Source organism: Pseudoalteromonas rubra, from assembly GCF_004212645.1.
Lineage (GTDB): Bacteria > Pseudomonadota > Gammaproteobacteria > Enterobacterales > Alteromonadaceae > Pseudoalteromonas > Pseudoalteromonas rubra_G.
In genome coordinates this window covers 39,623-65,927 of record NZ_PPUZ01000008.1, presented here as the reverse complement: position 1 = coordinate 65,927, position 26,305 = coordinate 39,623, and the positions used below count along the sequence as shown (strand labels likewise).

The following is a 26,305-nucleotide window of genomic DNA, read 5'->3' as shown; positions in this document are numbered from 1 at the left end:
GCGGTATAGCCGTTTCCTGAATTAAGCATACTCACCTCCCATCATCATGTAGCCTCCTCGTCACATGAACGATAAAAGACAAGCAGAGCAATGTGTTCAGGGCGTGCAGTTTAGGGCTTTGCGACAAACGGTCAGGATCATTTTGCGCGGTGGTGGATTGAAAGTCGATGTATGAAAGAAGGCAAACCTGTGAAGGTAAACCTGTAAAGGTAAACCTGTGAAGGTGAACCACAGTCTGCCTTTTGATTCGGCTCAGCCACGGCCTTGTGCGCTGAGCCTGATACCTATTACTGGAAGGGCATGAATTACCAGATCTGCTCTACAAACTCAGGGTGGTCCACAAACGGGTTGCGGTTGCCCTGGAACTGATAGGCACCTTCGTTGCGGGCACGCTCCAGTGCATCAACCGGATCGGCCTGATGCCAGCGTTTGAGCATAGTAACTACCCAGGCCTCAAAGACCTGATCACTGCTGCCATTAAGTACCGCATCGCTGTAGCTGGAATTGTTCTGCCAGCTACTGATACGATCCTGATAGCGTGTGGCCATATAAAAATAAGCGCGGGCAAAGTCGCCCTTGAACTGATCAATCGGCTCAAACACAGTACCGCTGTAACCTATGCCCGAGGCGCTGCCCACTTTACTGCCGTTGCTTGAGACATAAGTACTGCTGCCCACTTCGCCAAACGGGAAGCTGCTGCGGCGGTTATTCACATAACCGTCGGAGGCAAAGATATGGTGAATGTCTGAGTTCATGGGCTCAATTTTGCCACCAAACCAGCTTTTCGGGAATGAATGCTCACGGTTGTAGCAATCGCCCTCAATGCGTGCGGTGCCACACTGATCGCCCACCGCTGTAAACTCGTGACTGTCCGTGCCGGTTGGCTTTTCAGAGTAGCGGTCCAGCACTGTGCCATTGTTCTCAAAGTAGCGGTCGCGCTCGTATTGATCAATGAACGACCAGATAGCGCCATAACCCTGATTATTATGGCTGGCAATGATGTTGTGCAGGGCCGTTTTCAGGGCGTAACCCGATAAACCCGCAGCAGCACTGTAGTAGCCGGTAGGCGTATCACCACCACCGTCGCCACCGCCATTATCGGTGCCCAGCGTGAAGCTGTGCGAAGCCGATGACGTGAACTGGCTACCTGACGCTATCGTCCCGGATGGACCGTTCAGGCTATATGAACCGTTTCCATAACTGCAACAAATGCCGTCCCCATAGCTGTCAGATATCGTAAAAGTGTATGAACCGTCGGTTAAGCACAGGTTTTCACTGTAGCTCTGACTGGCACCATAATTCTGACCGCTGGCAACAGTCGTATTTGACGCGTTTTTAATCACCCAGCTGGTTTCCTCACCGTACTTGTCTGTGGTCAGGTTGAAGGTCAGCGCATTGGCCTGACAGGCCCCACCGGTAGGCGGTGGCGTGCTCGTAGTGCCGCTGGGCTGAAAGTTATCAACATACACGGTTTCATTGCCATCAAATCCGCTGACGTCATAAAAGCGCAGTCCTACCGTGATTTGGCCATTGCTGGTGGCCGTATAATCATGGCGCAGTTGTTGCCATTGGTTTAACTGTTGCGGATCCGAATAATTGTGATAACCGTCAGCGACCAGGCGAGCCCTGACGCCGCCTTCAGTATGGTAGACCCAGGTACTGAAGGTGTAGGTTTTGCCGGCCTCAACCGTGACGGTTTGCGCCAGATCGGTATTCCCCTGCGTTGTTGTCAGCACATTGACGGCCGCCGCCGTTTGTCCGCTGTAAACGCGATTCTGTTCGGTAGTCAAAGAGATACCCGAATCAATGGTGGTCCAGTTGCTGGGTTTACCCAGCTGCCACTGCTCGAAATCTCCGTTGTCTACCTGTCCCCATGCCATGGTACTGAGCAGGCTTAACGCGCTGCCAGCCAGGCCCATTGTCAGGCACAAAGGCCCTTTTATTGTAATCATTTTATTATTCCCGTGTTCTATTTTTAATTTATATTGTTGTTTGGTTGTAAAAAACCGAGTGGGAGTTTAAAGGGTTTTTGTTACATTGTCGTTAACTTTTTAATTGTAAAAATCGGTACAATTATTTTTAATCTGTTTTATTTGGAGTTTTTGAATATCCATAACCAAATGGAATAACAAAGCAGATACTGTTCTTTTTGTCGTGCGGTGAGTTGCGTATCCTGCATGCTAAGAAAATGACCGAATTGCATCTATGGGCGCGGGTGGAACCGCCGGGCAGTTCGGCGGGGCAAGCTATCTAAGGGTTATGGGGAAACAATCATCATGTTGTTAAGTCAACTCAGTGCCGCGGCCAGTCCGCTGACACAAGAACAACTGCAAAAATTACAGGGGTTAGTGGCGGAGCTTAATCCGATCCAGCAGGCCTGGGTCAGTGGTTATCTGGCTGCCAATGCCAACACCGCCGCACTAGCCGGCACTTTAGGGCAGGCACCTGCGGCGGCTGCAGAAGCGGCACCTTTGACGATTTTATACGGCTCTCAGACCGGTAATGCCAAAGGGGTTGCGGCGCAATTAGAAAGTGCTGCTAAAGCACGCGGCCTGCAAACCAAGCTGGTTAATATGGCTGACTACAAGCCTGCGGCGCTGAAGAAAGAGCAATTTATCGCTGTGGCTGTTTCGACCTATGGTGAAGGTGAGCCACCTGAAGACGCAGAAACCTTGCACGCCTTTTTGAGCGGTAAAAAAGCCCCGAAACTGGACGGTGTTAAAATCGCAGTGCTGGGCCTGGGTGATTCAAGCTATGAATTTTTCTGTCAGACGGCCATTGATTTTGAAGAGCGTCTGCAAAAGCTGGGCGCCGAGTCTGTGGTTGCGCGTGCTGATCTGGACGTAGACTATGAAGAGCAGGCAGCAGCCTGGATTGACAGTGCACTCGATGCCTTTGAACCTGCGCTAAAGGCACAGCAACAACAAGGCGGTGCTAACGTAGTGGCCATGCCGCTGGCAACGGCAGGTGCGCATGCCAGCCAGTACACCAAACAAAACCCGTTCAGCGCAGAAATCTCTGTGGTTCAGAAGATCACTGGCCGTAACTCGACTAAAGATGTTCGCCACGTCGAAATTTCACTCGAGGGGTCTGACATTCAATATCAGCCGGGTGATTCACTGGGCGTCTTCTTCCTCAATGACGAACAACGTGTGGACGAAGTGATTGCCCTGCTTGGTCTTGAAGGCGACAGCGAAGTCACGCTGGGTAACGAGACATTGACACTGCGTACAGCTTTGATTGAAAAGCTGGAACTGACTCAGTCTTACCCTGGCTTTGTTGAAAAGTACGCGGCTGCAACGAATAACGCAGAGCTGAGTGCACTGGCCAGTGATAAGGCGGCGCTGCGTGAGTACATCGAAGCGCGTCAGATCTTCGATATCATCAAGCAACAGCCTGGCACGCTCAGTGCGCAGGCACTGGTCGACAGCTGTCGTAAGATCCAGCCTCGTTTGTATTCTATTGCGTCGAGCCAGGCTGAGGTGGACGAAGAAGTGCACCTGACCGTGGGTCTGGTGGAGTTTGACGCCTTTGGTGAAACCCATCAGGGCGGTTGCTCTGGCTTCCTGGCGCACCGCGTTGAGGAAGGCACGCAAGTTAAAGTGTTCAGTGAGCATAACGACAATTTCCGTTTGCCAGCAGATGACAATACGCCCGTGATCATGGTCGGCCCGGGTACCGGTATTGCGCCATTCCGCGCCTTCTTGCAAGAGCGCGAGGCACGCGATGCTGAGGGCGACAACTGGTTATTCTTTGGTAACCCGCACTTTACTCAGGATTTCCTGTATCAGGTTGAATTACAAAAGTACGTGAAATCGGGCGTACTGAATCGCATTGATCTGGCCTTTAGCCGGGATCAGGCAGAAAAAATCTACGTTCAGGACCGTTTACGCGAAAAGGGTCAGGACGTATATACATGGTTGCAAAATGGTGCGCACTTTTATGTGTGTGGAGACGCCAGCCGTATGGCCAAGGACGTTCATCAGGCATTAGTAGACATCGTTAAGCAGTATGCAGGCAAGAGCGACGAGGAAGCTGAAGAGTATCTCAAAGAGTTACGCAGCGCGGGTCGCTATCAAAAAGACGTGTACTAATCCTGCGGGATTAGTCTGTACACACCGTCACAGTGTAAGAATTTAGGAATAAAGATGAGCAATAGCGATTACAAACCCAACAGTAAGCTCGACCCGAACGCCAAACTGTCTGATAACGAGCGTTTGAAAACCCAGAGCAACCTGCTGCGTGGCACCATTAAAACCGACTTGGGCGATCAGCTGACCGGCGGATTTACTGACGACAACTTCCAGCTGATCCGTTTTCACGGCATGTATCAGCAGGATGACCGCGACATTCGTGCCGAGCGACTCAAGCAAAAGCTGGAGCCGATGCACAACGTCATGCTGCGTGCGCGGATGCCGGGCGGGATCATCAAGCCACATCAGTGGTTGGCGATTGATAAGTTTGCCGAAGAAAAAACCGAGTATGGCAGCATTCGTCTGACCACGCGTCAGACCTTCCAGTTCCACGGTGTATTGAAGCCACACATTAAAGAAATGCACCTGACGCTGAATGATGTGGGCATTGACTCCATCGCCACCGCCGGTGACGTAAACCGTAACGTACTGTGTACCACCAACCCGGTTGAGTCTGAGTTGCACCAGGAAGCCTACGAGTGGGCGGCACGCATTTCTGAGCATTTGCTGCCAAAAACCCGCGCCTACGCCGAGATCTGGCTAAACGGTGAAAAGCAGGAAACCACCGAAGAAGAGCCGGTATTAGGTAGCACTTACTTACCACGTAAGTTCAAAACCACAGTGACTATTCCACCGAATAACGAAGTGGATGTGCACGCCAACGACCTGAACTTTGTCGCCATTGCTGAAGACGGCAAGCTGGTCGGCTTTAACGTTCTGGTGGGTGGTGGTCTGGCCATGACCCATGGTGATGTGAACACCTATCCACGTAAGGCGGATGACTTTGGTTTTATCAGCCTGGACGACACGCTGGCGGTAGCCGAGCACGTGGTGGGTGTACAGCGTGACTGGGGTAACCGTGCGAATCGTAAGAATGCGAAAACCAAGTATACCCTGGATACCTTTGGTACCGATGCGTTTAAAGCGGAAGTAGAAAAACGTGCCGGTGTGACCTTTGCGCCGAGTCGTCCGTATGAATTCACCCATCGTGGCGACCGCATTGGCTGGGTTGAAGGCATTGATGGTAAGCACCACCTGACGGTATTTATTCAAAGTGGCCGAATTTTGGATTACCCGGGCAAGCCGCTGAAAACCGGTTGCCGCAAAATTGCCGAGATCCATCAGGGCGATTTCCGCATGACGGCGAACCAGAACCTGATCATTGCGGGTGTGCCTGCTGAGCAAAAGGCGGAAATTGAGCAGCTGGCCCGTGAACACGGCCTGATCGATGACACGCACACCGAGCAGCGTAAGAACTCGATGGCCTGTGTGTCTTTGCCAACGTGTCCGCTTGCCATGGCAGAAGCAGAGCGTTACCTGCCTGATCTGATTGAAAAAACCGAAGTTATCCTGGCCAAACATGGGATTGCTGATGACGACATCATCTTGCGTGTGGTGGGTTGTCCAAACGGCTGTGGCCGCGCCATGCTGGCAGAAATTGGCTTTGTCGGTAAAGGACCGGGCAAATATAACGTGTACCTGGGCGGTAACCGGGCCGGGACGCGGATCCCGAAACTGTATCTGGAAAATGTCGGTGAAGAGGTTTACCTGCCGGCACTGGACGAGCTGATTGGTCAGTGGGCCAAAGAGCGTCAGCCGGATGAATGTTTTGGTGACTTTGTGATCCGTAAGGAAATTGTGGCTGAAGTTAAGGTATCTAAAACCGACTTCCATGCATAATACAGTGGGCGCTCGGCGCCCCTGACCACAGCTTGAGTTGTGGTGGAACACTGGGAATGAGTAATGAGTGACTTTAAACAAATCCTGACACTGGATAAGGCCTCACAGCAGGCATTATTGAATGATGCCAACGGCATGCTGGCGCAAAAGAGTGTTGAAGAGCGGGTGGCCTGGGCACTGGAAAACTTGCCAGATAACCCGATTTTATCGTCCAGCTTTGGCATCCAGGCCGCAGTGATGCTGCATCTGGTAACCCGTCAGCGTCCAGATATTCCTGTGGTACTGACGGACACCGGGTATTTGTTCCCGGAAACCTATCGGTTTATTGATGAGCTGACTGAACAGCTGAACCTGAATCTGAAAGTCTATCGTGCGATACAGGGCCCGGCATGGCAGGAAGCCAAGTACGGTAAGCTGTGGGAGCAGGGCGAAGAGGGCATTAAGCGCTATAACACGCTGAACAAGGTAGAGCCGATGACCCGTGCACTGAACGAGTTACAGGCTGGAACTTGGTTCAGTGGTTTACGCCGTCAGCAGTCTTCGACCCGTGCCGACAAACAGATCTTAGAGATCAGCCGAGGGACGGTGAAAGTGTATCCGATCATCGACTGGCACAACCGCGACGTGTATCAGTATCTGACCAAACATGGCTTGTCTTATCATCCGCTGTGGGAGCAAGGTTATGTGTCTATGGGTGATGTGCATACCACCCGTAAACTGGAGCCAGGTATGAGCGAAGAAGAAACCCGTTTCTTTGGCCTTAACCGGGAATGTGGCTTACACATTGACGGGGATGGCATTTAAACGCCTCTGTCAGAGCTCGAATATAATAAGCGGACCCGGCGATACAGCCCGGTCCGCTTTTTTGTCACAAATGAGACAGAAACGCTACACTGTGACTAACGAGGGGAAAAGAGTGGGTGAATGCGATGCGCACAATATGCAGTTTGTTTGTTCTGTTGCTGGTGTCAATCAGTGGTCACAGTGCTGTCTCGCCCCTGCCACCGACAGGAAGCGAGTTGTCGGTGTTGCGTGTCGCCTTACCCTACAACGCCTTTCCGCCTTTTGTGACCGGCGACCCTGAGCGCCCCGGTGTGCTCCCTGAGCTGCTAACCCATTTTACTCTGAATGGCGCGCCGGTGGACGTAGATTATATTCCGGAAGAGCGCTCAAAAAAGCTGATCAGCCACGACAGGATCCAGGTGCGAATGGAGTCAGAATCCTGGTACCGGGGTGATAGTCCCATGTGTTGGAGCCCCGGGTTATACTGGGTAAAGGACGTACTGATCACCCATCAGGACGCCGTAGTACCCACACAGGGTTATCAGGATTTCATTATGCTTGGCCGGTTTGGCTACACCTACCCGACCGTAGAGGAGGAACTGACACAGGGGCAGTTGCAGCAGAAGCTGTTTTACTCTGAGCGGGAGATGCTGGATGCGCTCGCCTCGCCTGTGAAAGAGGACCGTCGCTTTGCGCTGATGAGTCTGCCCGCAATTCGCTGGCTCCAGCTGAGCAATCCCAAATTTGTCACTGCGCTTAAAGTGCATCAGGTGGTCGATACCGCGGCATTGCAGTTACAGTTTAATCGCAGTGCGCTGGGACTAAAAGGCTGCGCACAATTTCGTGATTTCTTTAAGCGCTTTCGTCACTCTACCGAATATCGCTCTATACTGTTAAAGTATGGCCTCGATATAAAAGGAGTGCCGCAATGAAGTATGCAAGTTATCTGTTAATTATGGTGATGCTGGTCGGCGTGGCATCGCTGTTTGTTTTAAAGCGGCCCGACGGCCGTACCTGGCTCAGCCTTGATGATATCCTCGGCAAGGCGCAGACGCAGGTCCAGCAAATACTGGATGAGTCAAAGCAGCAGCTGGATAAAGCGGTGGATATCGTAAACAGTTCGGATGAACCTGCGCCTCAACAAAAACCCAGTAAAATCTATAAATGGCAGGACGCCCAGGGCAACTGGCACTATTCAGATCGGCCAAATGCCCGCGGGCATAGTGAAGAAATGACGCTGGATCCGAGCAAAATCACCATTATGGCGGCGGAAAATACCGAGATCCTTAAGCAGTTAAAAGAGCAACAGGATGCCGGCCGCATTCCCAAAGATTTACCCGCCAACATGAGCCCGACCGACATTAAAAAGCTGGTTCAGGATGCGCAGAACATCGAAAAACTGATGCAGGAGCGCAGCAAAAAGCTTGAAGAGCTCTAGCCATTAAGCTGTGCTTCAACATACTCGGCGATCGCCAGACTGGCGGTCAGCCCGGGTGATTCAATACCAAACAGGTTGATAAGAGCATTAATCCCATGGTGATGGTGCCCTTCAATCACAAAATCCTGCCCCTGACTTCGATAGAGCTTAGGTCTTATTCCCGCATAGTCCGGCTGCAGCCGCTCAGGGTCCAGTGCGGGCCAGTAGCTTTGGATGGCTGCCACAAAACGGGCTTTTGCCTGAGCGTCCACCTGGTAATCCAGCTTATCAATAAACTGGGTGTCGGGCCCAAACCTGAGTTGACCGGCCATGTCTAACGTGGCGTGGATCCCCAGGCCATGTTGCTCCGGCATTGGATAGATAAGATGATGAAATGGATGGGCACCCTGATAACAAAAATACTGACCACGACATAAATGGCTTTGTGGAATGTGGTTTGCTGCCAGCCCATGGATGCGTTTGGCATTATCCTGCGCAAACAGGCCGCCTGCATTGATCAGCGTATTACAGCTCAGCTTAAAGTCTTCGCCGTCACAATCCAGGGCCAGGTCAAACCCGTTGGCCGTTGGGTGTGCCGAGTCAAAGCGGGTGTGGCAGACCTGGTTACCACCTGCTTGCACCAGCTGATGCACCAAAGACAGCATCAACTGATGACTGTCGATAATGCCGGTAGACGGAGAAAACAGTGCAGCACTGGCACGCAGTCCGGGTGCCATCTCGTTAATTTGTGCCTGGCTAAGTGGCGTCAGGTCGTGTACACCATTGCGCTTTGCCTGCACCTCGATTGCAGCCAGCTTGTCTTGCTCTGCGGCTGTGCGCGCAAATAAAATTTTACCGAGTCGCTTAGCCGGTACGTGGAAGCGCTCGCAATGCTCATACAGCAAGGCTTTGCCACGCACACACAGGCGCGCTTTGAGGCTGTGCTCATCATAATAGAGCCCGGCATGGATCACTTCGCTGTTGCGGCTGCTGGTGTGTTCGCCGAATTGCCCCATCTGGTCGATGACCAGCACCGGGCGGGTCTGACTGAGTCGGGCTGCGATGCTTAAGCCCACGACTCCGGCGCCAATGATCACTGTATCTATGTGGTCCATGGATATATCTGAGTGAAAAACTGAGAGAGAAATTGTAGCGAAATGCCTGCAGGGAGGCAAAATCACGCTCAGCAGTAACGCGGCCGTTACTTTTCTCTGCGCATCAGCAGGATAGTCAGATAGATTTTGGTGGGCAAGGAGCAGATCAGGCCAATGGCAATGCAGGCTGCACCGAGGGCATACCCTGTGGGGCCCAGCTCTGCGAGCCACTGTGCGCTTAGCAGGGTATGGCCGGTGAAAATGAGTAACAGTCCGCAGACAATCACACAGTGGAGAATAATAATCAGGCGTTTTTGCGGGAGCACGATCTCAGCCTCCGAATTTGGCTTGAGATCATTGTGCTATTGTAAATAATGAAATGACTTGCGCTATATCAAACGGGCAGTGGTTAATGTCATCGACGTTCAACAACGGCGGCGGTCATACGGGCAACACAGCAGAGTTCGCCCCGTGCATTGACGATTTTCACCTCCCAGACCGAGGTGCGTCTACCCAAGTGCAAAGGCCGGGCTGTGGCGGTGAGGGTGCCATTGCGTGATGCTTTAAGGTGATTGGCATTGATCTCCTGACCAACACAATAAAATCGCTCAAAGTCGACCACAAAGTTGGCCGCATAGCTGGCCACGGTTTCGGCCAGTGCCACGTTGGCGCCGCCGTGGACCATGCCAAGCGGATTGTGGTGTGCCGGGGTCGCCGGCATAGTGGCTACCAGGTAATCATCGCCAATTTCACTGATGCTGATCCCTAAGGTTTTCATCAGGGTGCCTTTTTGCTGATAGCCTTCATCCAGCGCCTGACACTCTGCCAAAGTGACAGGTCGATACCAGATACTCATGTGATACGCTCCGGTTTATCCAAACGAAATGGGCTTTCTGCCCGTCACACTGTCGACATTATTTTTTTGCTTATTGCGTCGCTTTTTGCCTGACTGACTAGACTTTTTGCCTTTATCAGAGGCTGCAGGTGCACTGCTTTGGTGCGCAACTGGTGGTGTTGGCTGGACGCGCTCGGCGGGAATGGCACCTTCTGCCAGGGTCAGCATAAAGGTTTCTTCGTTAAAATAGAGAGTGTCACCGGCGTACAATTTCTTGCGTTTAACCGTACAAAGCTCGCCGTTAACGCCCACATATCCTGCCGCAATAAGCTGCTTTGCTTGCCCGCCACTTTCTGCAAAGTCTAATACTTTTAACAGGTTACAAAGTTCAATTGGCTCTTCTTCGAGCTCAATTTCGATAAATTCTTGATTCATATCACAACCTCACTGGATGTTTTGCGACAGTATAGCGCGACGCTGCGGTGAACCACGAAACTTTTTCGTTTGTCACCGTGTCTTTAATGTAATTGCAGCATTTGGTGTGTATCTTGCACGCCGATCGGAGTCGGGCGGCCCAGGGCCGTCGCTTTTAGCAGTCATTCGCTGCGGCTTTTGTAAATTATGACAACAGGAGACACTCCATGGGGATCCGTTCTGCACTAAAAAAAGATCTGATGAACTTAGAGGCATCGGGGTTAATGACAGCAGATGATGTGCGTGGTTATCTCAATACTCAGCTCAATCAGGGCAGAGACAAATTGACACTGATCTCACGATTTAATGAACATCATAGCCAGGTACAAGCTGGCTTACCCAGTCAGGAAAGCGACCTGAAGTTTGAGCGCCATCGTTTATTTAAAGAGATTGTGTATCCTAAAACCGCAGTGCAAAACTGGCTGACGCGTAGTCACTGATGCCGTAAGTCGCGATGGCACAATGGACAGATGTCGGGCGGCTGTGGTCTACTCAGACCATAATGATAAGAATAAGGAATTTTCATGCGGTTATGGTCGTTGGTTGGGTGCGTGTTGCTGAGTGCCTGCAGCACTCACCCTGTGGTCCATGTGTTCCACTCGTCTTTAGACGATTCAGAGCAAAAGAGGTTGGTGAGTCAGTTAGAGCAGGCCAATATAAATTACGTCTTGAATGACCTTGCTGTGCCTAAAGAGTACAACAGTGACAGTGATACTGTTCGCCTGAATCGTTTTCCCGCGGATCAAAATGATGTGCTGATCTCGCAGCTGTCTGAGGTGGTACAAGCGTTAGGATATAGCGGGCTCGATGTGCAAGAGTTTAACGGCGAATATCATCGTTTCAGTGAAGGAAATTACGGCCTGTACTTTCCCGGTGAGCAGGCGCAAGTGGCTTTGCCTGAGGTGGTGTTTTCACACAATTGCGCGTTGGACGCATTTCAGATTGAGCTAAAGGCAACGGGAGACTGGTTGCTTACGGACACAATGACGCAAGGGAAGTGGCTCTATAACCATCCTTATCTAACTCTGATCTGGGATAGCGGTCAGGGGACCATGCAGCAAGCCTATCAAGTTACTTCACACACAGTACAGACGCGATTTGGAGAGAAGCCCGCAGCCACTTATCGGGTAATGGGTCATCGCAGTTATGCAGCCATTCCCATTTTTAACTGCGATTTACAGGTGATCTTTGCCCAGTAGTACATCAGCAACGGTTAATGGGCTGAGCTAACCGTTGCTGAGTATTGCGATTCGCCTATGACTGATTGGTACTATTCATGCTGGCAATAAAGGCGTTGGAGTCCTCAATAGAGCGGTTCATATCCGTGATAAGCGACTGAATATCGCGTTTTAAACCACTGAATTCGCCTTTGATGGCGGCAATCGCCTGGGCATTGAGGTTGTGCTTTAAGTACAGCACATTGTCTTTGAGTGAATCCAGGACCGGCTGCATTTTGGCTTCGCTGGCGCGCATTGAGCGCAGTAGCTTGTCAAACTGGCGCTGCGTTTGACGCAGTTTTTGCTCGCTCTGGCGCTTAAGTTTGGCGCTCGAATACTGCGTCAGTTCGTCCTGCCATTCAGAGAACAAGGCCTCGGCTACATCCTCTACCTTGTCTATGTTTGTGCGCACGTCTTGCGCTGCGGCTTCACTGGCAAGGTAATCATCATTGAGTTGCTGATACACGCTTTGTAATTCGCCACCATCAAAGTTAATCAAAGTGGTCAGGCGCTCCAGCGCAGACTGAAACTCCTGTTGCGTGGCCTGTTGTGCTTCTTTGGTATTTTCTACACGGTCCACTAAAATCTCGCGCTTATGCACCCCGACTTTTTCCCAGGCGGCGTAGTACGCGCTTTGACAGGCACTGAGCAGGCTCAGGCTTAAGATAATGAGGCTCGTTGTTAACACAGAATTGTTCATCGGCTTTCCTAATGCAGTTGATACATAACGGCTTATACTTAAATCTGACCCTATGAATTATGACTGGGATTGGTAAGATGTGCAAAACTCACTCTGTAAACCTGTGTAATGATGAATGAATTATGGCGCCTGCGGTTGCAACGTCTTGACTTGCAATGTCGTGCTTTGATCAGAAACCAGCCCGACTGGTGGCAGCGCTTTTTTAAACGTTGTCAGGAAGATCAACTGACCATCAACGCCGGTTATCTGGCGTATGTGACCTTATTATCACTGATCCCGTTGGTGGCGGTTGGGGTGGCGATTTTCAGTGCCTTTCCCGGCTTTCAGGATGCCCGGGATGCAATAGAAAACTTTATTTTTAATAACTTTGTGCCTACCTCAACAGATACCATTAAATCTCATATCAGCGCCTTTACCGGTAATGCCAATGAGATGACTGCAGTGGGGATTGGTTTTTTGACGGCGGTTGCGCTGTTACTGATCCGCAATGTGGATGCGGCGCTTAATCGTATCTGGCGGGTTGAAAAGTCCCGGCCCATGATGATTTCCTTTGCGATTTACTGGATGGTACTGACACTGGGCCCTGTGTTGCTGGGTGCCAGCATAGGGGTGACCTCATATATTGTTTCGCTGGTATCGTTTGCCGATCAGGGGATCCCAGGGTTCAGCGGTTTCTTATTGAAGCTTTTGCCCTATGTTATTTCCATGGCAGGCTTTTTTATGCTCTATACTTTAGTACCAAATACACGCGTGTCTTATCAGGCAGCGATACCCGGGGCGTTTTTTGCGGCTTTGTTATTTGAACTAACTAAAAAAGGCTTTGCCCTGTATATCAGCCATTTCCCCTCGTATGAGGTGATCTACGGTGCCCTGGCCACAGTGCCTATTTTGTTTGTCTGGGTTTACTTGTCCTGGATGGTGGTGCTGTTAGGGGCCGAATTTACTGCCTGTTTGTCCGAAAAGGATTGTGAGGATCAAGACACACCAGAATAAAGAGGTGTGCAATGACGCAATTATATCGGCTGGAGTCGCCGCGACGGAGTTTTCATTTGGCGGTGTCTGATGGACACCAGCTACACGTAGAAGAATTTGGTCTGGAGACCGGGATCCCGGTGGTGATCTGTCACGGTGGCCCGGGCAGCGGCTTGTGTCGCAGCTCAGCCAGTTATTTTAACCCACAACGCTATCGCATTATATTGTACAGCCAGCGTGGCTGTGGGCAGTCTTCGCCGCAACAACTCACGTTTAACACCACCGAGCATTTACTACAAGATATAGACCATTTGCTGTCTTACCTGGACATCAGCCAATGTGTACTGGCCGGTGGCTCCTGGGGCGCAACGCTGGCATTGCTGTTTGCTCAGCGTCATCCCGAGCGGGTGCAGGGCCTAATACTGTGGGCGTCTTTTTTGGCGTGTAAGAGTGACTTACAGTGGTTGTATGGCGTCAGTGGTGTTGGCGCCCAATTCTATCCGGAGCGCTATCAGATGTTCAGTCAGGGAGAGGCCGACTACAAGGCGGTATTGGCGCGCTACGCGCAGTTACTCCACTGTGATGACGAAGTGGCGGTGCGCCGGGCAGCGCAGCAGTGGCATGACTGGGACCGCCAGCTGAGCGTGGGCAGTCAGGCACAGCGCTATCAGCTGGACCATGAACAGGCTGTGGTACAGCAGGCCAGGATCATGGTGCACTATTTTAACTCGCGCTGCTTTATTCAGGAGCAACAGATCTTTCATCAGGCCGAGCAGCTTAAGCATTTGCCGGTCTGGATGATCCATAGCCGCCACGATTATGTCTGCCGCTTTGCCATGGCCCAGGCACTGGCGGATCAACTCAATGCCCGCTTGCTGATCCTCGAAGAAGTTGGGCACTGCGCCACAAATGCAGTATATTCCGAAGCCATACGTCGCGCTGCTGATCTGCTGCTGTGTAAGCTGGCACATTAGGCGCATTATCAATCATATCCGCAAACCATTGAGGTAACAGTGCAGGGATTAATTCAAAGAGTCAGTCAGGCCAGTGTGGTGGTCGAGGGGGAGTGTGTCGGTCAAATTGGCCAGGGGATCCTGGTCCTGCTTGGTGTCGAAAAGGCCGACGAGCAAAAAAGTGCAGACAGCTTGCTGCACAAAATCAGTAACTATCGTATTTTCACCGATGAACAGGGCAAAATGAATCTGAGCCTGAGAGACATTGAAGGCGAGTTGCTGGTGGTTTCTCAGTTTACGCTGGCGGCGGACACCAAAAAAGGCATGCGCCCGAGCTTTTCCTCTGCAGCCACGCCAGCGCAAGCCGAAGCGCTTTACGAATACTTTGTTGCTCAGGCAAAAGCGTCGGGATTGCGTGTCGCTACAGGCCGTTTTGCGGCCGATATGCAGGTGAGCCTGTGCAACGATGGCCCGGTGACCTTTAACTTGTCGGTGTGATCCAGCCGTGTGCTCAGCGCGTCAGTGAAATAATGTGATTGGCGTAATCGGGCACTTTGTGTACGAAGGGTTTTTTGCCAAAATTGGTGATAAGCAGGTGCTCGAGCTGTTTTAATTGCGAATCATGCTCTGCAAGAAAATTAATATACAGTCGCCCGCCTTCGTTGAGTGTGGCGCGAATTTGTGTGTAAAACTTGTGTTCGTACAAAAACCGCGGCGCATCCAGCTGGCTGAACAAATCCAGGATGATCCAGTCATAATGGCCATTGTTTTCCAGTGCCTGATAGGCATCGCTGCAGCTGACATTTGAGATAGGATCGCCGCCAAAATAGCGCTTGTAGCAGTGGATGATATCCGGGTTATTATCGATAGAGGTGATCTGGCAGTCCGGGTAGCTGATGTGCAGATAATCCCGGATGGCACCGGCGCCAAGCCCCAGTTCCAGCACTTTGCCAGGCGCGGGGCATTTTTGCCACAACGCAGCTAATACCTGTAAATGCGGAAAAAGCAGTTTCTCCGGATGATTGAGTTCAATCACGGATTGCAGTGTGTCGTTTATCAGTAACCAGCGTAAGGATTTTTCCTGACGTACCTGTATGCTGATTTTGCCATGCTTGTGCCAATACAGCAGGTGCCCGAGCTGATGACTCTGGTGCACAAACTCGTTACTGATGGTGCCGGGTTCGGTTATAAAATCTTGCATAGTTACATCAGCATAGCTGGGCTTCACAGTTCTGCCAGCGCGTTTCGTTGAATTTACATGACAAATTGGCCAAATCTGGCCAATCATTCCCAGTCGCCCACTTTTCTTGTAAGGTAAGGTCCATAAATTAGACAAAAGTTCCCCGTAAAAAAGTGGGAGCAGGTTGCACAGGCCGAGCATATCGCCTCGGCGACAGGAAAAGCACAGGAGTCACCATGTTTCAAATAACAGCGCCACAGAGCAGTGAAGATTGGCAAGCGTATTATCAATTACGATGGCAGGTTTTGCGAGCCCCCTGGGATCAGCCCAGAGGCAGCGAGCAGGACGACCTTGAGCAGGAAGCTGAGCACCGTTATATCAAAAATAACGAAGGCCAGGTGCTTGGCGTGGCCCGTTTGCATTTTAATAATCAACAGCAAGCCCAGGTCCGTTACATGGCGGTTGATGAGGCGCATCGTGGTCATCACCTTGGTAGCCGCTTGCTGCATGAGCTGGAAAAAATCGCCTGGACGCAAAAAGCCGAAGAGCTGGTGCTGTTTGCCAGAGAGCGGGCACTGGCCTTTTATGAGCGCCACGGCTACAAAATGATTGAAAAAGCCCACCTGTCTTATGGTGATGTGCAGCACTGGAAAATGGTTAAACAGCGCCCTTGTGAGCCGGGCTGGTTCCGCCACCCGCAATGGACACAAGTGTTACAGGATACCTGGCGAGAGTCGATCCCCATCAGCGATGCGATGGGCATTAAAGTAGAAAGCTATACCGACTGGCAGTTCTCGACCCGTGCGGATCTCAAAGCAAACCTGAACCTGCATAACTCGATGTTTGCCGGATCGGTTTACAGCATGGCGACCTTAACAGGCTGGGGGGCCACTTATCTGGCACTCAAAGAGCTGGCGCTGGAGGGGAATATTGTGTTGGCGGATGCCAATATTCAGTACCTTAAACCCCTGACGACCGCACCCTGTGCGACGGTGACACTGGCCGAGTGCAGTGGTGAGCTGAGCGCACTCAATGATGAAGGCAAAGCGAAATACCGGGTGCCAGTGAACGTCTATGATGGCGATGTACTGGTGGCGAAATTTGAAGGTATATTTGTGGTTATCAAATAAGGGTTGTACGGCCTGCGCCAGCAGGCCGTGATAGTGAGCTTAGAGCAGATCGGTGACTGCGATACCCAGGCCCAGACGCTGAATATGGGCGTTGTAGTCAATCAAACTCTCGCCATAGCCATTGAAGTACTGCACATAGCCACGCACCCGCGAAGAGCCCAGCAAAGGAAATGACCAGTCGAGCTGTATGGCGCCATGGTTGTCGCTGTTAAAATTGTTCCGGGTCATAAAGCCAAATTCATGCTTGCCATGCCGATAGGCACCACTGAGTTCAAAATAACCCATGTATTTATGAATATCCGGGTTATCATCGCCTTTTGCCGCTAATGGCTCGGGCTTGTCATCCTCAGGCAGGCGGTACCAGGGCTTAAAGCTAAATACGAAGCTCTCATATTCCCAGATAAAGTTAGCATAGAGGCGGTTCCAGGAACGCGAGTTCGGCTGGCTGCGGCCATTTGACTGGTGAGATGCGCCCAGAATAATGGCCATCTCGTCACCCCACAGTACGTTCTCATCGTCTAAAAAGTTAACCCAGAAGATCTCCGGCTCGTAATTGGTTTCACGAAACGGGGAGGAAATATCTTTGTTATAAAGCTGCCAGTAGGATTGTAGTGTCACGCCAACATACACTGCCTGATCTTTGTCTTCAAAATGACGATACAGCGGCACTTTCATCGAGATCTGGTATTTGACCTCCATATGATCGAGTGGCTCACCCTCTTCCTCCTGAATGGCTTTTAATCCGTCAAAGGGCCGGGAGTTTGGGTTTTTGACATAGGTCGCCGGCAGAATATAGTTGCGGTTGTGCGGTGTCAGCACATTACGGTTGTTTTCTGTCACCATTTCCCGCGCCATACGGCGGTCCAGCTTACTGAGACGGGTTTCGTTCAATTTCTGGCAGTAGGCTTTGAGCTGTGCAACAGTTTGTTGTTGATCTCCGGCGATGATCTCGTTCAGTACACATTGTTTGATCAGCTCTAAGTCGTCCGGGTCGTCCTGTTCACTGGCGAGCACAGCAGAAGAGGTCAGCAAAGATAACGCAGCGAGCATCCTGAGTTTCATAAGCAGGCAGTCCTTAGTCAATATTAATTGATAAGCATAGTACCACGAGAAAGAAAAGACGAAGAAGGACAAAGCGGCCTGTCTGTCATTTTGTCAAGGTATGGGTGGTTGATTTTTATTCAATATGGCAGTAGGTTAGTTATGCAAAATGCATAAAAGGAGATTTACATGAAAATTAAACTACACAAAAAAAGTATCAAGCAACTCACTCACGTTCAGTCGCTGTCGCAGCAACAAACACCGCATATTGCAGGGGGCAAGTCCGACGTGCCTGCCTGTCATTCACTTGGTTGCGACACTGCGGCATATTTTGGCTGTCCAACCGGCGATGGGTGCTATTCAGCGCTCAATAAAATTTGTGTTAAGCCTTTTTAACGCTCAAAAAGGCCGGCGGCAACGTATGTTGCCGCCCCACCTTAGCAAGTGAGGTTTGCTCACCTACTCTCACGCAATCGTAGTTCTATTCTGTATGTGATACCAACTAGCTCTAGGACAATTCGCAAGGGCCACTACAGCTCGTAGTAATTTGTGAAAAACTTATATAATTCAGTACCCTGATTAACGCTTGCCGAGGCAAAATGAAGGATGGCAATGGCATCTTTATCCAGGCGTAGTGTATGCAAAGGCGTTTCAGACAAGTACTGCTCCATACGCAAAATTCGCGCAATGCAGTCTCCCGCTTTAATGTGTTCGCCCAGTGGCGCCTTATATTCCACCATACCGCCCATGGGCGCATAGTAGGTCAGGTAATCTTTGAGCGCGCAGGCATAGCGTTTGATGTTCTTTGGTTGATGACTGCCATTTGCTATCACCTCTTTGTGCGTCAGGTAGCTGAGGATGCTGTTGGCATCTTCCACCGCTTCATCCAGATCGATTTTTTCCTGAGAACCCAGCTCCACGGTAAAGGCTTCCACGGCAACGGGAAAGTCACGGCCCTGCGCTTGTAAGGCGCTACTCAGTTGCCACCAGGGGCAGAAACTGGCCTCATCCATCGCACCGTCAAATTCATTGGGGATCAACAACACGTGGGGAATATCAAAGTAGCGCGCACTGTCTGTGGCGTATTCCGGGCAATATAAGTGCTTAGCCGAAATCGGGCCGGTGTGCAGGTCCAGCACAATATCGGCCTGATGAGCCAGTTTTTGCAGTGTCAGTGCAATGCGTTTGCCAGTCGTTAGGGTATGTGCAGGTGCATCGAGCAGTGCCTCGGTTGCCTGACATAACTGCGCGCGAAAGGCGGCGATGAGCGCTTTATCTGAGTCTTCAGCGTGTTCTGCAAGACAATGCTGTACTAAAGCGCTGTGATCATGATACATGCGATTCCAGTTAACCCCGGTAATGGGATCAAAGCGCCCCAGGGTAAATTCACCGGATTTCTGGTTGCAGCCAATCGGGTTGGCATAAGGTACCAGGGTGATATCCCCCGCCAGGGAGAGGTGCTTGAGTTGCTCCAGCAGTGCATAGATCACCGCATTACCCTGCACCTCGGCACCATGCATATTCGCCTGAATATACACGCTTGGCCCGCTGCCATTGCCCTGCAGTCGGTAAACCGGGATAGTCAAAGGCAGGCCGTTGGCGATTTCACCAACCTGAATATGTTGCTGTGTGATTGTGTTCATGCTTACCTCAGGTAATAGTCGGCGTTTTCACTTTGCCGGATGCAGTACAGCTGGCCCTGTTTAAAGACATATTCAGCCGGCAGCTCATGGCACAGAAAGTAAGGCATACTCTCGGTAAAGCCATAGGCACCACACTGGCCAAATATCAGCCAGTCGCCATACCCGAGGTCCTCCGGCAGGGGGTGAGTCCCGAGGTGATCCAGTGCGGTACACAAGGGACCATGCAAATGATACGGGCGCTCAGCGGCAGTAGATGTGCGCAGCGCATGGACCGGAAAAGCCTGACCGGTTACCGCCGGGCGCAGCAGGTGATTGATACCGCCTGCAAGGATCAGCTGATGTTCGTCATAGTTTTCTTTTTGCTCTACAACCGGGTTCAGATAGTAGCCACAATGTGCGACCGCATAGCGGCCCAACTCCATCCACAGTTCCTGCACGCCTGCTTCGGCCTTGATGGCGGCCAGGCTGTCGATAATCTGATCCCAGTCAAGCGGTTGCTGATCCGGCTCATAAGGCACGCCTAATCCGCCGCCCAGATCCAGGATCCTCAGCGTCATGCCCAGTTGGTCACTCAATGCCTTCAGAGGCGGCACCATTTGCTGCCATAAGCTGGCAAGTTTTGCCGCATCCAGCATATTGCCCCACTGGAAAATATGCAGGCCTGCAAAATCCAGTGCAGGATAGTCGCTCAGCGTGAGTTGCTGCCACTGTTCACACCCGAGTCCAAACGGGGTCAGGCTGTCGCCACCGAGCGGGTTTTTGTCGCCTGCTGGCCAGCGCAACTGCACACGTAGCAGCACCGTTAAGGTTTTCTGATGTTGCGTGGCCGCATCGTTTAACCAGCGCACCTGGTTTAGGCTTTCAGCCACAAAGGTGGTGACACCAGCATCGAGAAAATGTTGGATTTGGGCCGGAGATTTGGCCGGCCCAGTGTTGAGTACGCGTTCGGCCGCAATGTCCTGGGCCAGTACCTGCGTGAGCTCGCCCCGGCTTGCGACATCAAAGTTAAAGCCAGCGTCATCCAGGGTGTTAAGCACACTGGATAATGGATTGGCTTTGACGGCGTACCAAAGTTTCACCACGTTCTGCGCAGTGAGTTGGCTGACATGGGCACTCAGAGCATCCAGATCGTAGACAAAAAACGGGGTGTCGATATTACTGCAAAGGGCCGTCAGTTGCTCGTGCAATGGCGTACTCAAAGTGGTCATTAGCGCAGCACCTCTTCAAGTTCTAATGAGGCGTCACTTTGCTCGTCACGGTATTTGACAATCAGTGCACAGGACATGCTCAGTCCTTGCGCTTTGGCCCAGTCACTGGAAGCCGGGCGCGAACCTGGGATCACTATGGCAAATGGGGGAATGGCTTCACCTTTTTCCAGGGTACGCTCATTGACACAGTCATAGACCGGGATACTGGCAGACAAGCGCACACCTGGTGCCAGCACCGCGCCTTGTTTTACCACAACGCCTTCGACCAGCACACAGCCTGCACCGATGAACGCATCATCCTCAACCACCACCGGGCTGGCACCAACCGGCTCAAGTACGCCACCGATCTGCACGGCCGCACTGAGGTGGACATTTTTACCAATCTGGGCGCAGGAGCCCACCAGCGCGTGACTGTCGACCATAGTGCCGCTGTCGATATAGGCACCGATATTCACGTAGGCGGGTGGCATTATGATGGTGCCGGGCGCTACATAGGCACCGCGGCGCACGCTGCTGCCTCCGGGCACCATACGAACCGCATCCTCGGCAGCAAAACCGCGCGGCGCCAGGTTGTCTTTATCGACAAAGCCACCGGGATATTCGGTGTTTTGACCGGCACGAAAGGCTGCCAGAATACCTTCTTTAACTTCGACATTGGCATGCCAGTTACCGTGCTCGTCTTGGCTTGCTGCACGTTGTGAACCGTTTTCTAAATTATCTAATAGTGTTGACCAGGTCATAGGGAGTCTCTTAATTCCAGGATAAAATCTGTTCATTGGCGGCATGTAGTGCCGCGTGATTTTTCAGTTCCAGATGTGTTAATGGGGGCCTGAGGTGCGGCGTTGCCAGCTGGCCCTGCAAGTGCATCAGCGTTTTTACCGGGATGGGATTAGCGACGGCAAACAGGCTATTAATGGCATCGGCCCAGGTGGTAAACAGGTTGGGGCTGGTACCACTCAACGCTTGGCGAACAAACTCAGCGGTTTGGGTGGGCCAGGCATTGGCTGCCACAGAAACCAATCCGGCGGCACCGGCTTGTGCAAAATAGGGCATTAATGCGTCGTCACCACTGTAAATGGCCAGAGTTGGCAAGGCGCGGCGAAAGGCTTCAAAGGTGGCAATGTCGCCGCTGGCCTCTTTGAGTGCCCAAAGGTTGTTGTGGTGTGCCAGGTTTGTCAGCACTTCGGGCGCGATTGCAACGGCGCTGCGTCCGGGGACATTGTAGATCATGCAGGGCACCTTCGCGGCACTGAGTAAGGCGTCGAACCACTGCGTCTGACCCACCACTCCGGGCTTGGCATAAACGGGCGAGCCCAGTAGCAGGGCATCGATGTTTTGGCTGTTACAAAACTCAACCCACTCTAACTGGGCTGCCAAATTAATGCCGCCAACGGCCACCATGATTGGCACCTCAGGTGCGAGTGCGCAGACAAATTCGACGATTTTGCGCTGTTCGGCCAGGGTCAGGGCCAGGCCTTCTCCGGTACTGCCAAGCAGCAAAATGCCATTGCTGGCTTCGACCTGCTGTGCGACGAGTTGCTGTAAACTGTGATAATCGACCTGATCGTATGCATCAAAGGGCGTGACCAAAGCCGTCCATAACGGGTAGTCAGGTAACTGGTCAGATAATTGAACGTGTGATTTCATCTCTACCGAACTTCTTGCTGGTCCGGTAGTCAGGAAAGAGTCCCGCTCCGAACCGTTTAAAATTCGAAGAGCAATGGACTTAAAAAGAATAGGCCGCTGGCCATATTGTTTCTAAGACCAGAAGCTCTCCACCAAATGTGTTGGTGACAGTCGCTGGGATTCAACCCAGTCGCCCGAAGCATTGCGCAAGCAAAACGCAGTGCTTCTCGGCGTTAATTCCCCTCTTTGAGTTTCGCGGGAGTTTGCTCTCCTCCACTCAAATACCTGAATAACGCACCTCTTCCAGCCCTAAGACGTCCACGCTTTTTGGATGCATGGCCGTCTGGATAAAATAGGGTACGGACGCATTGAAACATTTTGGCCGTCTGGGTGTCAAGTCACCGTCGGCAAAAGTTTGAAATTTAATCTAAACTGGAAAAGAGTCAGGCGCCTGGATGATTAGGCTGGCATATGGAGGGATGATTTGAACAATCTGGTTACGCGCTATCGCCTGAAATACCTGGTCGCGCTGGTGATTATGTTATTGCTGCTGACAATGACAACCGGGCTGACTTTGTATTTGCTGGAGCAGCAAAAACAGGCTGCCAGGGTGATTAACATTGCGGGTATGCAGCGTATGCTGTCGCAAAAAGCGGCGCTGCACCTGGAGTATGTGATCATCATGGGTGAGCAAAATGTGGCCGCCGACCGTCAGGCTCTGAGCAATGCATTGCAGCTATTGCAAAGTAACCATGACTTTTTGCTGATGCGCGATGGCGACGACTATGTGCACCTGAACGAACAGCTGCATAGCTGGTATTTTGCTCAGCCAGGGGATTTGGATAATCAGTTAAAACAGTACATGGCGCTGTTATCAAACGCTGCTAATCAGCCCAGTTTAAGTCAGATCCAGGAAATTCACACCCGTTCTCAGTTGTTGCTGCAAGATTTGGATCATGCCGTATTGCTGTTCGAAGACTTTACCAATGGCAAGATAGAGCGGCTCAGAAACCTGCAACTGCTGATGTGGTTGCTGGGACTCTTTCTGCTTCTGGCGGAAATCAAATGGATATTTTTTCCGATGGAGCGCAGTATCGCCAGCGCCATTGAGCGGTTGCAGCAAACACGCCTTAAAGCAGAGCATGCCAATCAAAGCCGGGCGATGTTTCTGGCCCGTGCCAGCCACGAATTGCGCACGCCACTACAGGCGGTGTTGGGGTATTTGCATTTGTATCAGGAATCTCAGCGTGAAGGTTATCTGGCGCAGGCGAACAAGGCCGCCCAGCAGTTAAAAGCGCTGATCGCGTCTGTGGAAGACTACAATCGGTTATCTGACGAACAGCAACCAGAACTAAATTGCCATCCAGCTCGGCTAACCGATACGCTGGGGCAGCCAGTCGCCACTTATCGGTTGTTAGCCAGAGAGAAAGGCCTGGATTTTAGCTATCACTTTAACAGCCACAGCGAGAAAATCTTTGAATGCGACCATGAGCGCCTGAGCTGGGTGATAGGCCAATTACTTGATAATGCAGTGAAGTTTACCGAACAGGGCGGCGTCAGTTTATCTGCCCGAGTTGAGCAAGTTAGCGCGCAGGACGAAGAAGTGAACTGGCGCTTTTACTGTGAAATAGAAGACAGCGGACCGGGTTTTAATATTGCGCTGGTCAATGCACCGCCCATGGGGAACAATCCGAATGGGCACCACTTTCAGGGCTTACAACTGGGTCTGGCGCGCTGTAACCTGCTGCTGGCGATTATGTCTGGTGAGCTGGCTTTTGTTGCCCGTGAGCCGCACGGCACAAAAGCGCTGCTTAGTGTGCCTTTGAAGCGGCTTCCGGAGCCGGAGCAAGTCGGTGGTGTGGCCCGCAACAGCAAAGTGCTGCTGGTAGAAGACAACCAATTGAATGCCAAAATCATCGAAAAAATGTTGGAAAGTATGGGTATAACCAGTATTCACGCCAGCCATGGTGGGCAGGCTGTTGACGTATTGGCACATCAATCTTTTGATGTGATCCTGATGGACTTGAACATGCCCATTATGGATGGTTTTAAAGCCATCAAGGAGATCCGTCAGACTCTGATGTTGTCGACGCCAATTCTGGTACTGACGGCAAACACCTCAGAGCAGGCAATTAAGTCGGCCATGCAATTGGGTGCGACCGACTATTTGTTTAAGCCAGTAGAGCAGGCCGCACTGGAGCGCGCCCTGGGCAAAATATTATCGTTTAGCGACGCAGAGTAATATTGCCAACGCCCACTTCGATATCGAGACTGTGTTCACCATCACCGCGATAGCGCAACGTTTCACCGACCATGTTACGGTCGGTGTTGGCTTCACCTGGCAGATCGGATATGCGGGTTTTTCCTACACCCGAGTCAAAACGTACGCGGCGAAAGTCTTTGGCATTAGACTCTATATTGACATTACCGACGCCAATTTCGACGTCGGCATCATTGTTTAATCCGAGCAGCTTGACATTGCCGACATCAATTTCAACATCCAGCTCCACCGATTCAGGTACTTTTACAGTCCAATGTTGTTTTACATACTTATTATTGATGCTCAGGCTTAAATCGTCCCCCGTCCGGCGACTGTCCAGCTGCACGTCTTCCAGTACATCTGCCATGTTATCAATGTCGTACTCAGCAGGCTCAAGGACGATGGTGACCTCGATGGTTTTGCCTGTATGGCTTTGTGTTTTGAGTTTGCCAATCGGAAACTGAATTTCCAGTTCTTTGCTGTCGGCCAGCTCAAAAGTCTGTGTCAGCGTGCGTGTCTCTTTTGCCTGCGCGGCGGCACTGAGCACCAGCAGTGCCCCAATCATGATATTTTTTTTCATCCTGTTGTTCTTCGAGTATAGGGGGTTGATATCTCTGTGACGCGAAGTAAATCGAGAAGGTTTAAAAGCGACTCAAAAAAAGTCGCGCTGAAGATAATCACTTGAGGCGCTCTACCTTAAAGCCTCGTGCCTGTAACTGTTTAATCAGGCCGTGCTGTTGTGGCAGGTGCAGCGCGCCAACTGCAATGAAATGAGAGCTGTTGGTAAGCTTAGGGGTGAGTGTTGTTACCCAGTGATTATTACGTTCAATGAGCATCACCTGCTCGGCTTGCTGACCATATTTGCTGTCATCAAAGCTGAGCTTATAAAACACATCAAGCTGCTGATAATCTCCATTTTTCCAGGCGTTAATCATCCTGGTAAAGTAACTGTCGAAGTCTTCAACTTGCTTAAGTGTGTCGAGCAGCATAGCGTCGCTTTGAATGCCCAATGCGCTGAACAGGGCGAGTTGCTGCTCCAGGCTTTCCAGTTCCATAATGGGTTTGTTTAAGCCTGCGGCATACTCTATCACTTGTTTATCAATGCCAAATTCTTCACTGAACCCGGCTTTTTGATATTCCAGTTGTAAAATTGTCAGCATCACAAACCAGGGTTGATAGTTATTGAACAAAGTAATGTCAATTTGGCGCTCAGAAAAGTAGCGCTGGACTTTTTGATAGGTCTCAGCAGATAAACTGGTTTTTAGGGTGCGGCCCTGCTTTTGCAGCATAAAGGGCAGGGTTCTGCGTTGCAGCTCCAGTGCGCCAATGGCTTGCGTGTTTAGCTCGACTACCACCGTCTGACTGTTTGCTATGGCCGTTTTGATACGGTTATCCAGGCCGTGCATTTTGCTATCACCCACATGCACAGTGCCAAACAGATAAGAGGTTACCCCGTTTTTTTCTACACTCCATAGTGCGGGTTGCGCGATAGCAAGCTGGCTAAACAGGGCGATAAAGAGCACACCCATTAGATGTGTCAGGCGAATAAAGTGAGGCATGGCGCACTCCAAATGTTAAAAAGTGGGTACATCATAGTCAATTCTCAGAGTAAATCACAAAAAATTAATGTGGCGACGGGTAAGAATGAATTGTGTGGGAAAGATCACTCACGTCAGCTCAGAAGGGGTAAGATGTTTAAGGGAGGTATTTTTTATCTGTTTGTTTGATATTTTTTGGATAAAGTTTTATTTTCGCTTAATTTAAGATAAGAAAAGAGCATAGTTTTTGGGGTTGACTTGTTGGGGCCTCACGGGTTACTAATAAAAAAAGAGCACAGCAGCACGCTTAAGACGTGCCTAAAGCAAGTGCAAACTAATCGTTTATTCAAAAAGAGCAGTG

At 51.2% G+C, this 26,305-nt stretch carries 27 protein-coding genes and 1 riboswitch; of the genes, 13 read left to right on the top strand and 14 right to left on the bottom strand.

Going from position 1 to position 26,305, the window contains the following annotated elements:
* Positions 1 to 305 precede the first annotated feature (305 nt).
* Positions 306 to 1,952 (bottom strand): endonuclease, encoded by a 1,647-nt coding sequence (locus C3B51_RS03755; RefSeq protein ID WP_206074692.1) that lies wholly within the window; start codon positions 1,950 to 1,952, stop codon positions 306 to 308.
* Between the two features lie 324 nt (positions 1,953 to 2,276).
* On the opposite strand from C3B51_RS03755, the gene C3B51_RS03750 reads away from it, so the two are divergent.
* The 5 genes from C3B51_RS03750 to C3B51_RS03730 all read left to right on the top strand — a co-directional run bounded on the left by C3B51_RS03750 (position 2,277) and on the right by C3B51_RS03730 (position 8,094).
* The gene (locus C3B51_RS03750; protein ID WP_130244219.1) at positions 2,277 to 4,094 is read left to right on the top strand and encodes an assimilatory sulfite reductase (NADPH) flavoprotein subunit; all 1,818 of its coding nucleotides are present in this window, start codon (positions 2,277 to 2,279) and stop codon (positions 4,092 to 4,094) included.
* Positions 4,095 to 4,148: 54 nt separating this feature from the next.
* Positions 4,149 to 5,873, top strand: coding sequence for an assimilatory sulfite reductase (NADPH) hemoprotein subunit (gene cysI / locus C3B51_RS03745; RefSeq protein WP_130244218.1), 1,725 nt, complete (start codon positions 4,149 to 4,151; stop codon positions 5,871 to 5,873).
* A 63-nt stretch (positions 5,874 to 5,936) separates the two neighbouring features.
* On the top strand, positions 5,937 to 6,677 hold the full coding sequence (locus C3B51_RS03740; RefSeq protein WP_130244217.1) for a phosphoadenylyl-sulfate reductase: 741 nt from the start codon (positions 5,937 to 5,939) through the stop codon (positions 6,675 to 6,677).
* 125 nt (positions 6,678 to 6,802) lie between these two features.
* A complete protein-coding gene (locus C3B51_RS03735; protein WP_130244216.1) occupies positions 6,803 to 7,588 on the top strand; it encodes a hypothetical protein in 786 nt (261 codons plus the stop codon).
* Positions 7,585 to 8,094 (top strand): DUF4124 domain-containing protein, encoded by a 510-nt coding sequence (locus tag C3B51_RS03730; RefSeq protein WP_130244215.1) that lies wholly within the window; start codon positions 7,585 to 7,587, stop codon positions 8,092 to 8,094. Before C3B51_RS03735 ends, C3B51_RS03730 begins: the two co-directional genes overlap by 4 nt.
* Here the strand turns inward: C3B51_RS03730 and C3B51_RS03725 are convergent.
* From C3B51_RS03725 to C3B51_RS03710, 4 genes are all read right to left on the bottom strand, one after another.
* On the bottom strand, positions 8,091 to 9,188 hold the full coding sequence (locus C3B51_RS03725) for an NAD(P)/FAD-dependent oxidoreductase (RefSeq protein ID WP_130244214.1): 1,098 nt from the start codon (positions 9,186 to 9,188) through the stop codon (positions 8,091 to 8,093). The two genes, C3B51_RS03730 and C3B51_RS03725, sit on opposite strands and share 4 nt — an antisense overlap.
* Before the next feature lie 86 nt (positions 9,189 to 9,274).
* Positions 9,275 to 9,493: a hypothetical protein gene (locus tag C3B51_RS03720; RefSeq protein ID WP_130244213.1), complete on the bottom strand. Its 219-nt coding sequence runs from the start codon at positions 9,491 to 9,493 to the stop codon at positions 9,275 to 9,277.
* Positions 9,494 to 9,582: 89 nt separating this feature from the next.
* On the bottom strand, positions 9,583 to 10,023 hold the full coding sequence (locus tag C3B51_RS03715; RefSeq protein ID WP_130244212.1) for a PaaI family thioesterase: 441 nt from the start codon (positions 10,021 to 10,023) through the stop codon (positions 9,583 to 9,585).
* Positions 10,024 to 10,038: 15 nt separating this feature from the next.
* On the bottom strand, positions 10,039 to 10,437 hold the full coding sequence (locus C3B51_RS03710) for an RNA-binding S4 domain-containing protein (protein WP_130244211.1): 399 nt from the start codon (positions 10,435 to 10,437) through the stop codon (positions 10,039 to 10,041).
* Positions 10,438 to 10,643: 206 nt separating this feature from the next.
* Between C3B51_RS03710 and C3B51_RS03705 the strand changes: the two genes are divergently transcribed.
* The gene (locus tag C3B51_RS03705; protein ID WP_125716944.1) at positions 10,644 to 10,916 is read left to right on the top strand and encodes a hypothetical protein; all 273 of its coding nucleotides are present in this window, start codon (positions 10,644 to 10,646) and stop codon (positions 10,914 to 10,916) included.
* A gap of 84 nt (positions 10,917 to 11,000) precedes the next feature.
* Complete coding sequence (locus tag C3B51_RS03700) at positions 11,001 to 11,675, top strand: hypothetical protein (protein ID WP_130244210.1); 675 nt, start codon at positions 11,001 to 11,003, stop codon at positions 11,673 to 11,675.
* A 55-nt stretch (positions 11,676 to 11,730) separates the two neighbouring features.
* Here the strand turns inward: C3B51_RS03700 and C3B51_RS03695 are convergent, their stop codons facing one another.
* Positions 11,731 to 12,393, bottom strand: a complete 663-nt coding sequence (locus C3B51_RS03695; protein ID WP_130244209.1) for a DUF2959 domain-containing protein — start codon at positions 12,391 to 12,393, stop codon at positions 11,731 to 11,733.
* Positions 12,394 to 12,504: 111 nt separating this feature from the next.
* Here C3B51_RS03695 and C3B51_RS03690 point away from each other — a divergent pair, with 111 nt between their 5' ends.
* From C3B51_RS03690 to dtd, 3 genes are read left to right on the top strand one after another with little or no spacing between them, the layout of a single operon-like run.
* Positions 12,505 to 13,386, top strand: coding sequence for a virulence factor BrkB family protein (locus C3B51_RS03690; protein ID WP_430929831.1), 882 nt, complete (start codon positions 12,505 to 12,507; stop codon positions 13,384 to 13,386).
* Between the two features lie 11 nt (positions 13,387 to 13,397).
* Positions 13,398 to 14,339 (top strand): alpha/beta fold hydrolase, encoded by a 942-nt coding sequence (locus tag C3B51_RS03685; RefSeq protein ID WP_125716948.1) that lies wholly within the window; start codon positions 13,398 to 13,400, stop codon positions 14,337 to 14,339.
* Between the two features lie 39 nt (positions 14,340 to 14,378).
* Complete coding sequence (gene dtd / locus C3B51_RS03680; protein ID WP_046006121.1) at positions 14,379 to 14,816, top strand: D-aminoacyl-tRNA deacylase; 438 nt, start codon at positions 14,379 to 14,381, stop codon at positions 14,814 to 14,816.
* Between the two features lie 13 nt (positions 14,817 to 14,829).
* Here the strand turns inward: dtd and C3B51_RS03675 are convergent, their stop codons facing one another.
* Positions 14,830 to 15,519: a spermidine synthase gene (locus tag C3B51_RS03675; RefSeq protein ID WP_046006158.1), complete on the bottom strand. Its 690-nt coding sequence runs from the start codon at positions 15,517 to 15,519 to the stop codon at positions 14,830 to 14,832.
* A 215-nt stretch (positions 15,520 to 15,734) separates the two neighbouring features.
* Here C3B51_RS03675 and C3B51_RS03670 point away from each other — a divergent pair, with 215 nt between their 5' ends.
* Complete coding sequence (locus C3B51_RS03670; protein WP_046006120.1) at positions 15,735 to 16,628, top strand: bifunctional GNAT family N-acetyltransferase/hotdog fold thioesterase; 894 nt, start codon at positions 15,735 to 15,737, stop codon at positions 16,626 to 16,628.
* A 39-nt stretch (positions 16,629 to 16,667) separates the two neighbouring features.
* Here C3B51_RS03670 and C3B51_RS03665 read toward each other — a convergent pair whose 3' ends face one another.
* Positions 16,668 to 17,690, bottom strand: a complete 1,023-nt coding sequence (locus C3B51_RS03665) for a phospholipase A (protein ID WP_125716951.1) — start codon at positions 17,688 to 17,690, stop codon at positions 16,668 to 16,670.
* Positions 17,691 to 17,858: 168 nt separating this feature from the next.
* Between C3B51_RS03665 and C3B51_RS03660 the strand changes: the two genes are divergently transcribed.
* Positions 17,859 to 18,065, top strand: coding sequence for a hypothetical protein (locus C3B51_RS03660; protein WP_130244207.1), 207 nt, complete (start codon positions 17,859 to 17,861; stop codon positions 18,063 to 18,065).
* Between the two features lie 134 nt (positions 18,066 to 18,199).
* On the opposite strand, the gene C3B51_RS03655 is transcribed toward C3B51_RS03660, so the two are convergent.
* From C3B51_RS03655 to dapA, 4 genes are read right to left on the bottom strand one after another with little or no spacing between them, the layout of a single operon-like run.
* Complete coding sequence (locus C3B51_RS03655; protein WP_130244206.1) at positions 18,200 to 19,312, bottom strand: succinylglutamate desuccinylase/aspartoacylase family protein; 1,113 nt, start codon at positions 19,310 to 19,312, stop codon at positions 18,200 to 18,202.
* A 2-nt stretch (positions 19,313 to 19,314) separates the two neighbouring features.
* A complete protein-coding gene (locus tag C3B51_RS03650) occupies positions 19,315 to 20,520 on the bottom strand; it encodes a PLP-dependent decarboxylase (RefSeq protein WP_130244205.1) in 1,206 nt (401 codons plus the stop codon).
* Positions 20,520 to 21,260 (bottom strand): 2,3,4,5-tetrahydropyridine-2,6-dicarboxylate N-succinyltransferase, encoded by a 741-nt coding sequence (locus tag C3B51_RS03645; RefSeq protein ID WP_046006115.1) that lies wholly within the window; start codon positions 21,258 to 21,260, stop codon positions 20,520 to 20,522. Before C3B51_RS03645 ends, C3B51_RS03650 begins: the two co-directional genes overlap by 1 nt.
* A gap of 10 nt (positions 21,261 to 21,270) precedes the next feature.
* Positions 21,271 to 22,167, bottom strand: a complete 897-nt coding sequence (gene dapA / locus C3B51_RS03640) for a 4-hydroxy-tetrahydrodipicolinate synthase (RefSeq protein ID WP_130244204.1) — start codon at positions 22,165 to 22,167, stop codon at positions 21,271 to 21,273.
* A gap of 113 nt (positions 22,168 to 22,280) precedes the next feature.
* Positions 22,281 to 22,457: riboswitch (Lysine riboswitch) on the bottom strand.
* 173 nt (positions 22,458 to 22,630) lie between these two features.
* Here dapA and C3B51_RS03635 point away from each other — a divergent pair.
* A complete protein-coding gene (locus C3B51_RS03635; protein ID WP_130244203.1) occupies positions 22,631 to 24,388 on the top strand; it encodes a response regulator in 1,758 nt (585 codons plus the stop codon).
* Here C3B51_RS03635 and C3B51_RS03630 read toward each other — a convergent pair.
* Both C3B51_RS03630 and C3B51_RS03625 read right to left on the bottom strand, forming a co-directional pair.
* The gene (locus tag C3B51_RS03630; protein ID WP_130244202.1) at positions 24,372 to 24,986 is read right to left on the bottom strand and encodes a hypothetical protein; all 615 of its coding nucleotides are present in this window, start codon (positions 24,984 to 24,986) and stop codon (positions 24,372 to 24,374) included. The genes C3B51_RS03635 and C3B51_RS03630 overlap by 17 nt on opposite strands.
* Before the next feature lie 97 nt (positions 24,987 to 25,083).
* Complete coding sequence (locus tag C3B51_RS03625; RefSeq protein ID WP_130244201.1) at positions 25,084 to 25,965, bottom strand: TraB/GumN family protein; 882 nt, start codon at positions 25,963 to 25,965, stop codon at positions 25,084 to 25,086.
* Between the last annotated feature and the right edge of the window lie 340 nt (positions 25,966 to 26,305).

What these genes read in the sequence shown, in the direction of transcription:
- C3B51_RS03685 (WP_125716948.1), top strand. Translation starts at nt 13,398, where the DNA reads ATGACGCAATTATATCGGCTGGAGTCGCCGCGACGGAGTTTTCATTTG.
- C3B51_RS03715 (WP_130244212.1), bottom strand. Translation starts at nt 10,023, where the DNA reads ATGAGTATCTGGTATCGACCTGTCACTTTGGCAGAGTGTCAGGCGCTG.
- C3B51_RS03660 (WP_130244207.1), top strand. Translation starts at nt 17,859, where the DNA reads ATGAAAATTAAACTACACAAAAAAAGTATCAAGCAACTCACTCACGTT.
- C3B51_RS03675 (WP_046006158.1), bottom strand. Translation starts at nt 15,519, where the DNA reads ATGCAAGATTTTATAACCGAACCCGGCACCATCAGTAACGAGTTTGTG.
- C3B51_RS03725 (WP_130244214.1), bottom strand. Translation starts at nt 9,188, where the DNA reads ATGGACCACATAGATACAGTGATCATTGGCGCCGGAGTCGTGGGCTTA.
- C3B51_RS03650 (WP_130244205.1), bottom strand. Translation starts at nt 20,520, where the DNA reads ATGACCACTTTGAGTACGCCATTGCACGAGCAACTGACGGCCCTTTGC.
- C3B51_RS03730 (WP_130244215.1), top strand. Translation starts at nt 7,585, where the DNA reads ATGAAGTATGCAAGTTATCTGTTAATTATGGTGATGCTGGTCGGCGTG.
- C3B51_RS03670 (WP_046006120.1), top strand. Translation starts at nt 15,735, where the DNA reads ATGTTTCAAATAACAGCGCCACAGAGCAGTGAAGATTGGCAAGCGTAT.
- C3B51_RS03695 (WP_130244209.1), bottom strand. Translation starts at nt 12,393, where the DNA reads ATGAACAATTCTGTGTTAACAACGAGCCTCATTATCTTAAGCCTGAGC.
- C3B51_RS03625 (WP_130244201.1), bottom strand. Translation starts at nt 25,965, where the DNA reads ATGCCTCACTTTATTCGCCTGACACATCTAATGGGTGTGCTCTTTATC.
- C3B51_RS03690 (WP_430929831.1), top strand. Translation starts at nt 12,505, where the DNA reads ATGAATGAATTATGGCGCCTGCGGTTGCAACGTCTTGACTTGCAATGT.
- C3B51_RS03665 (WP_125716951.1), bottom strand. Translation starts at nt 17,690, where the DNA reads ATGAAACTCAGGATGCTCGCTGCGTTATCTTTGCTGACCTCTTCTGCT.
- C3B51_RS03705 (WP_125716944.1), top strand. Translation starts at nt 10,644, where the DNA reads ATGGGGATCCGTTCTGCACTAAAAAAAGATCTGATGAACTTAGAGGCA.
- C3B51_RS03710 (WP_130244211.1), bottom strand. Translation starts at nt 10,437, where the DNA reads ATGAATCAAGAATTTATCGAAATTGAGCTCGAAGAAGAGCCAATTGAA.
- C3B51_RS03735 (WP_130244216.1), top strand. Translation starts at nt 6,803, where the DNA reads ATGCGCACAATATGCAGTTTGTTTGTTCTGTTGCTGGTGTCAATCAGT.
- C3B51_RS03655 (WP_130244206.1), bottom strand. Translation starts at nt 19,312, where the DNA reads ATGAACACAATCACACAGCAACATATTCAGGTTGGTGAAATCGCCAAC.
- C3B51_RS03700 (WP_130244210.1), top strand. Translation starts at nt 11,001, where the DNA reads ATGCGGTTATGGTCGTTGGTTGGGTGCGTGTTGCTGAGTGCCTGCAGC.
- dapA (WP_130244204.1), bottom strand. Translation starts at nt 22,167, where the DNA reads ATGAAATCACACGTTCAATTATCTGACCAGTTACCTGACTACCCGTTA.
- C3B51_RS03750 (WP_130244219.1), top strand. Translation starts at nt 2,277, where the DNA reads ATGTTGTTAAGTCAACTCAGTGCCGCGGCCAGTCCGCTGACACAAGAA.
- C3B51_RS03755 (WP_206074692.1), bottom strand. Translation starts at nt 1,952, where the DNA reads ATGATTACAATAAAAGGGCCTTTGTGCCTGACAATGGGCCTGGCTGGC.
- cysI (WP_130244218.1), top strand. Translation starts at nt 4,149, where the DNA reads ATGAGCAATAGCGATTACAAACCCAACAGTAAGCTCGACCCGAACGCC.
- C3B51_RS03740 (WP_130244217.1), top strand. Translation starts at nt 5,937, where the DNA reads ATGAGTGACTTTAAACAAATCCTGACACTGGATAAGGCCTCACAGCAG.
- C3B51_RS03630 (WP_130244202.1), bottom strand. Translation starts at nt 24,986, where the DNA reads ATGAAAAAAAATATCATGATTGGGGCACTGCTGGTGCTCAGTGCCGCC.
- C3B51_RS03645 (WP_046006115.1), bottom strand. Translation starts at nt 21,260, where the DNA reads ATGACCTGGTCAACACTATTAGATAATTTAGAAAACGGTTCACAACGT.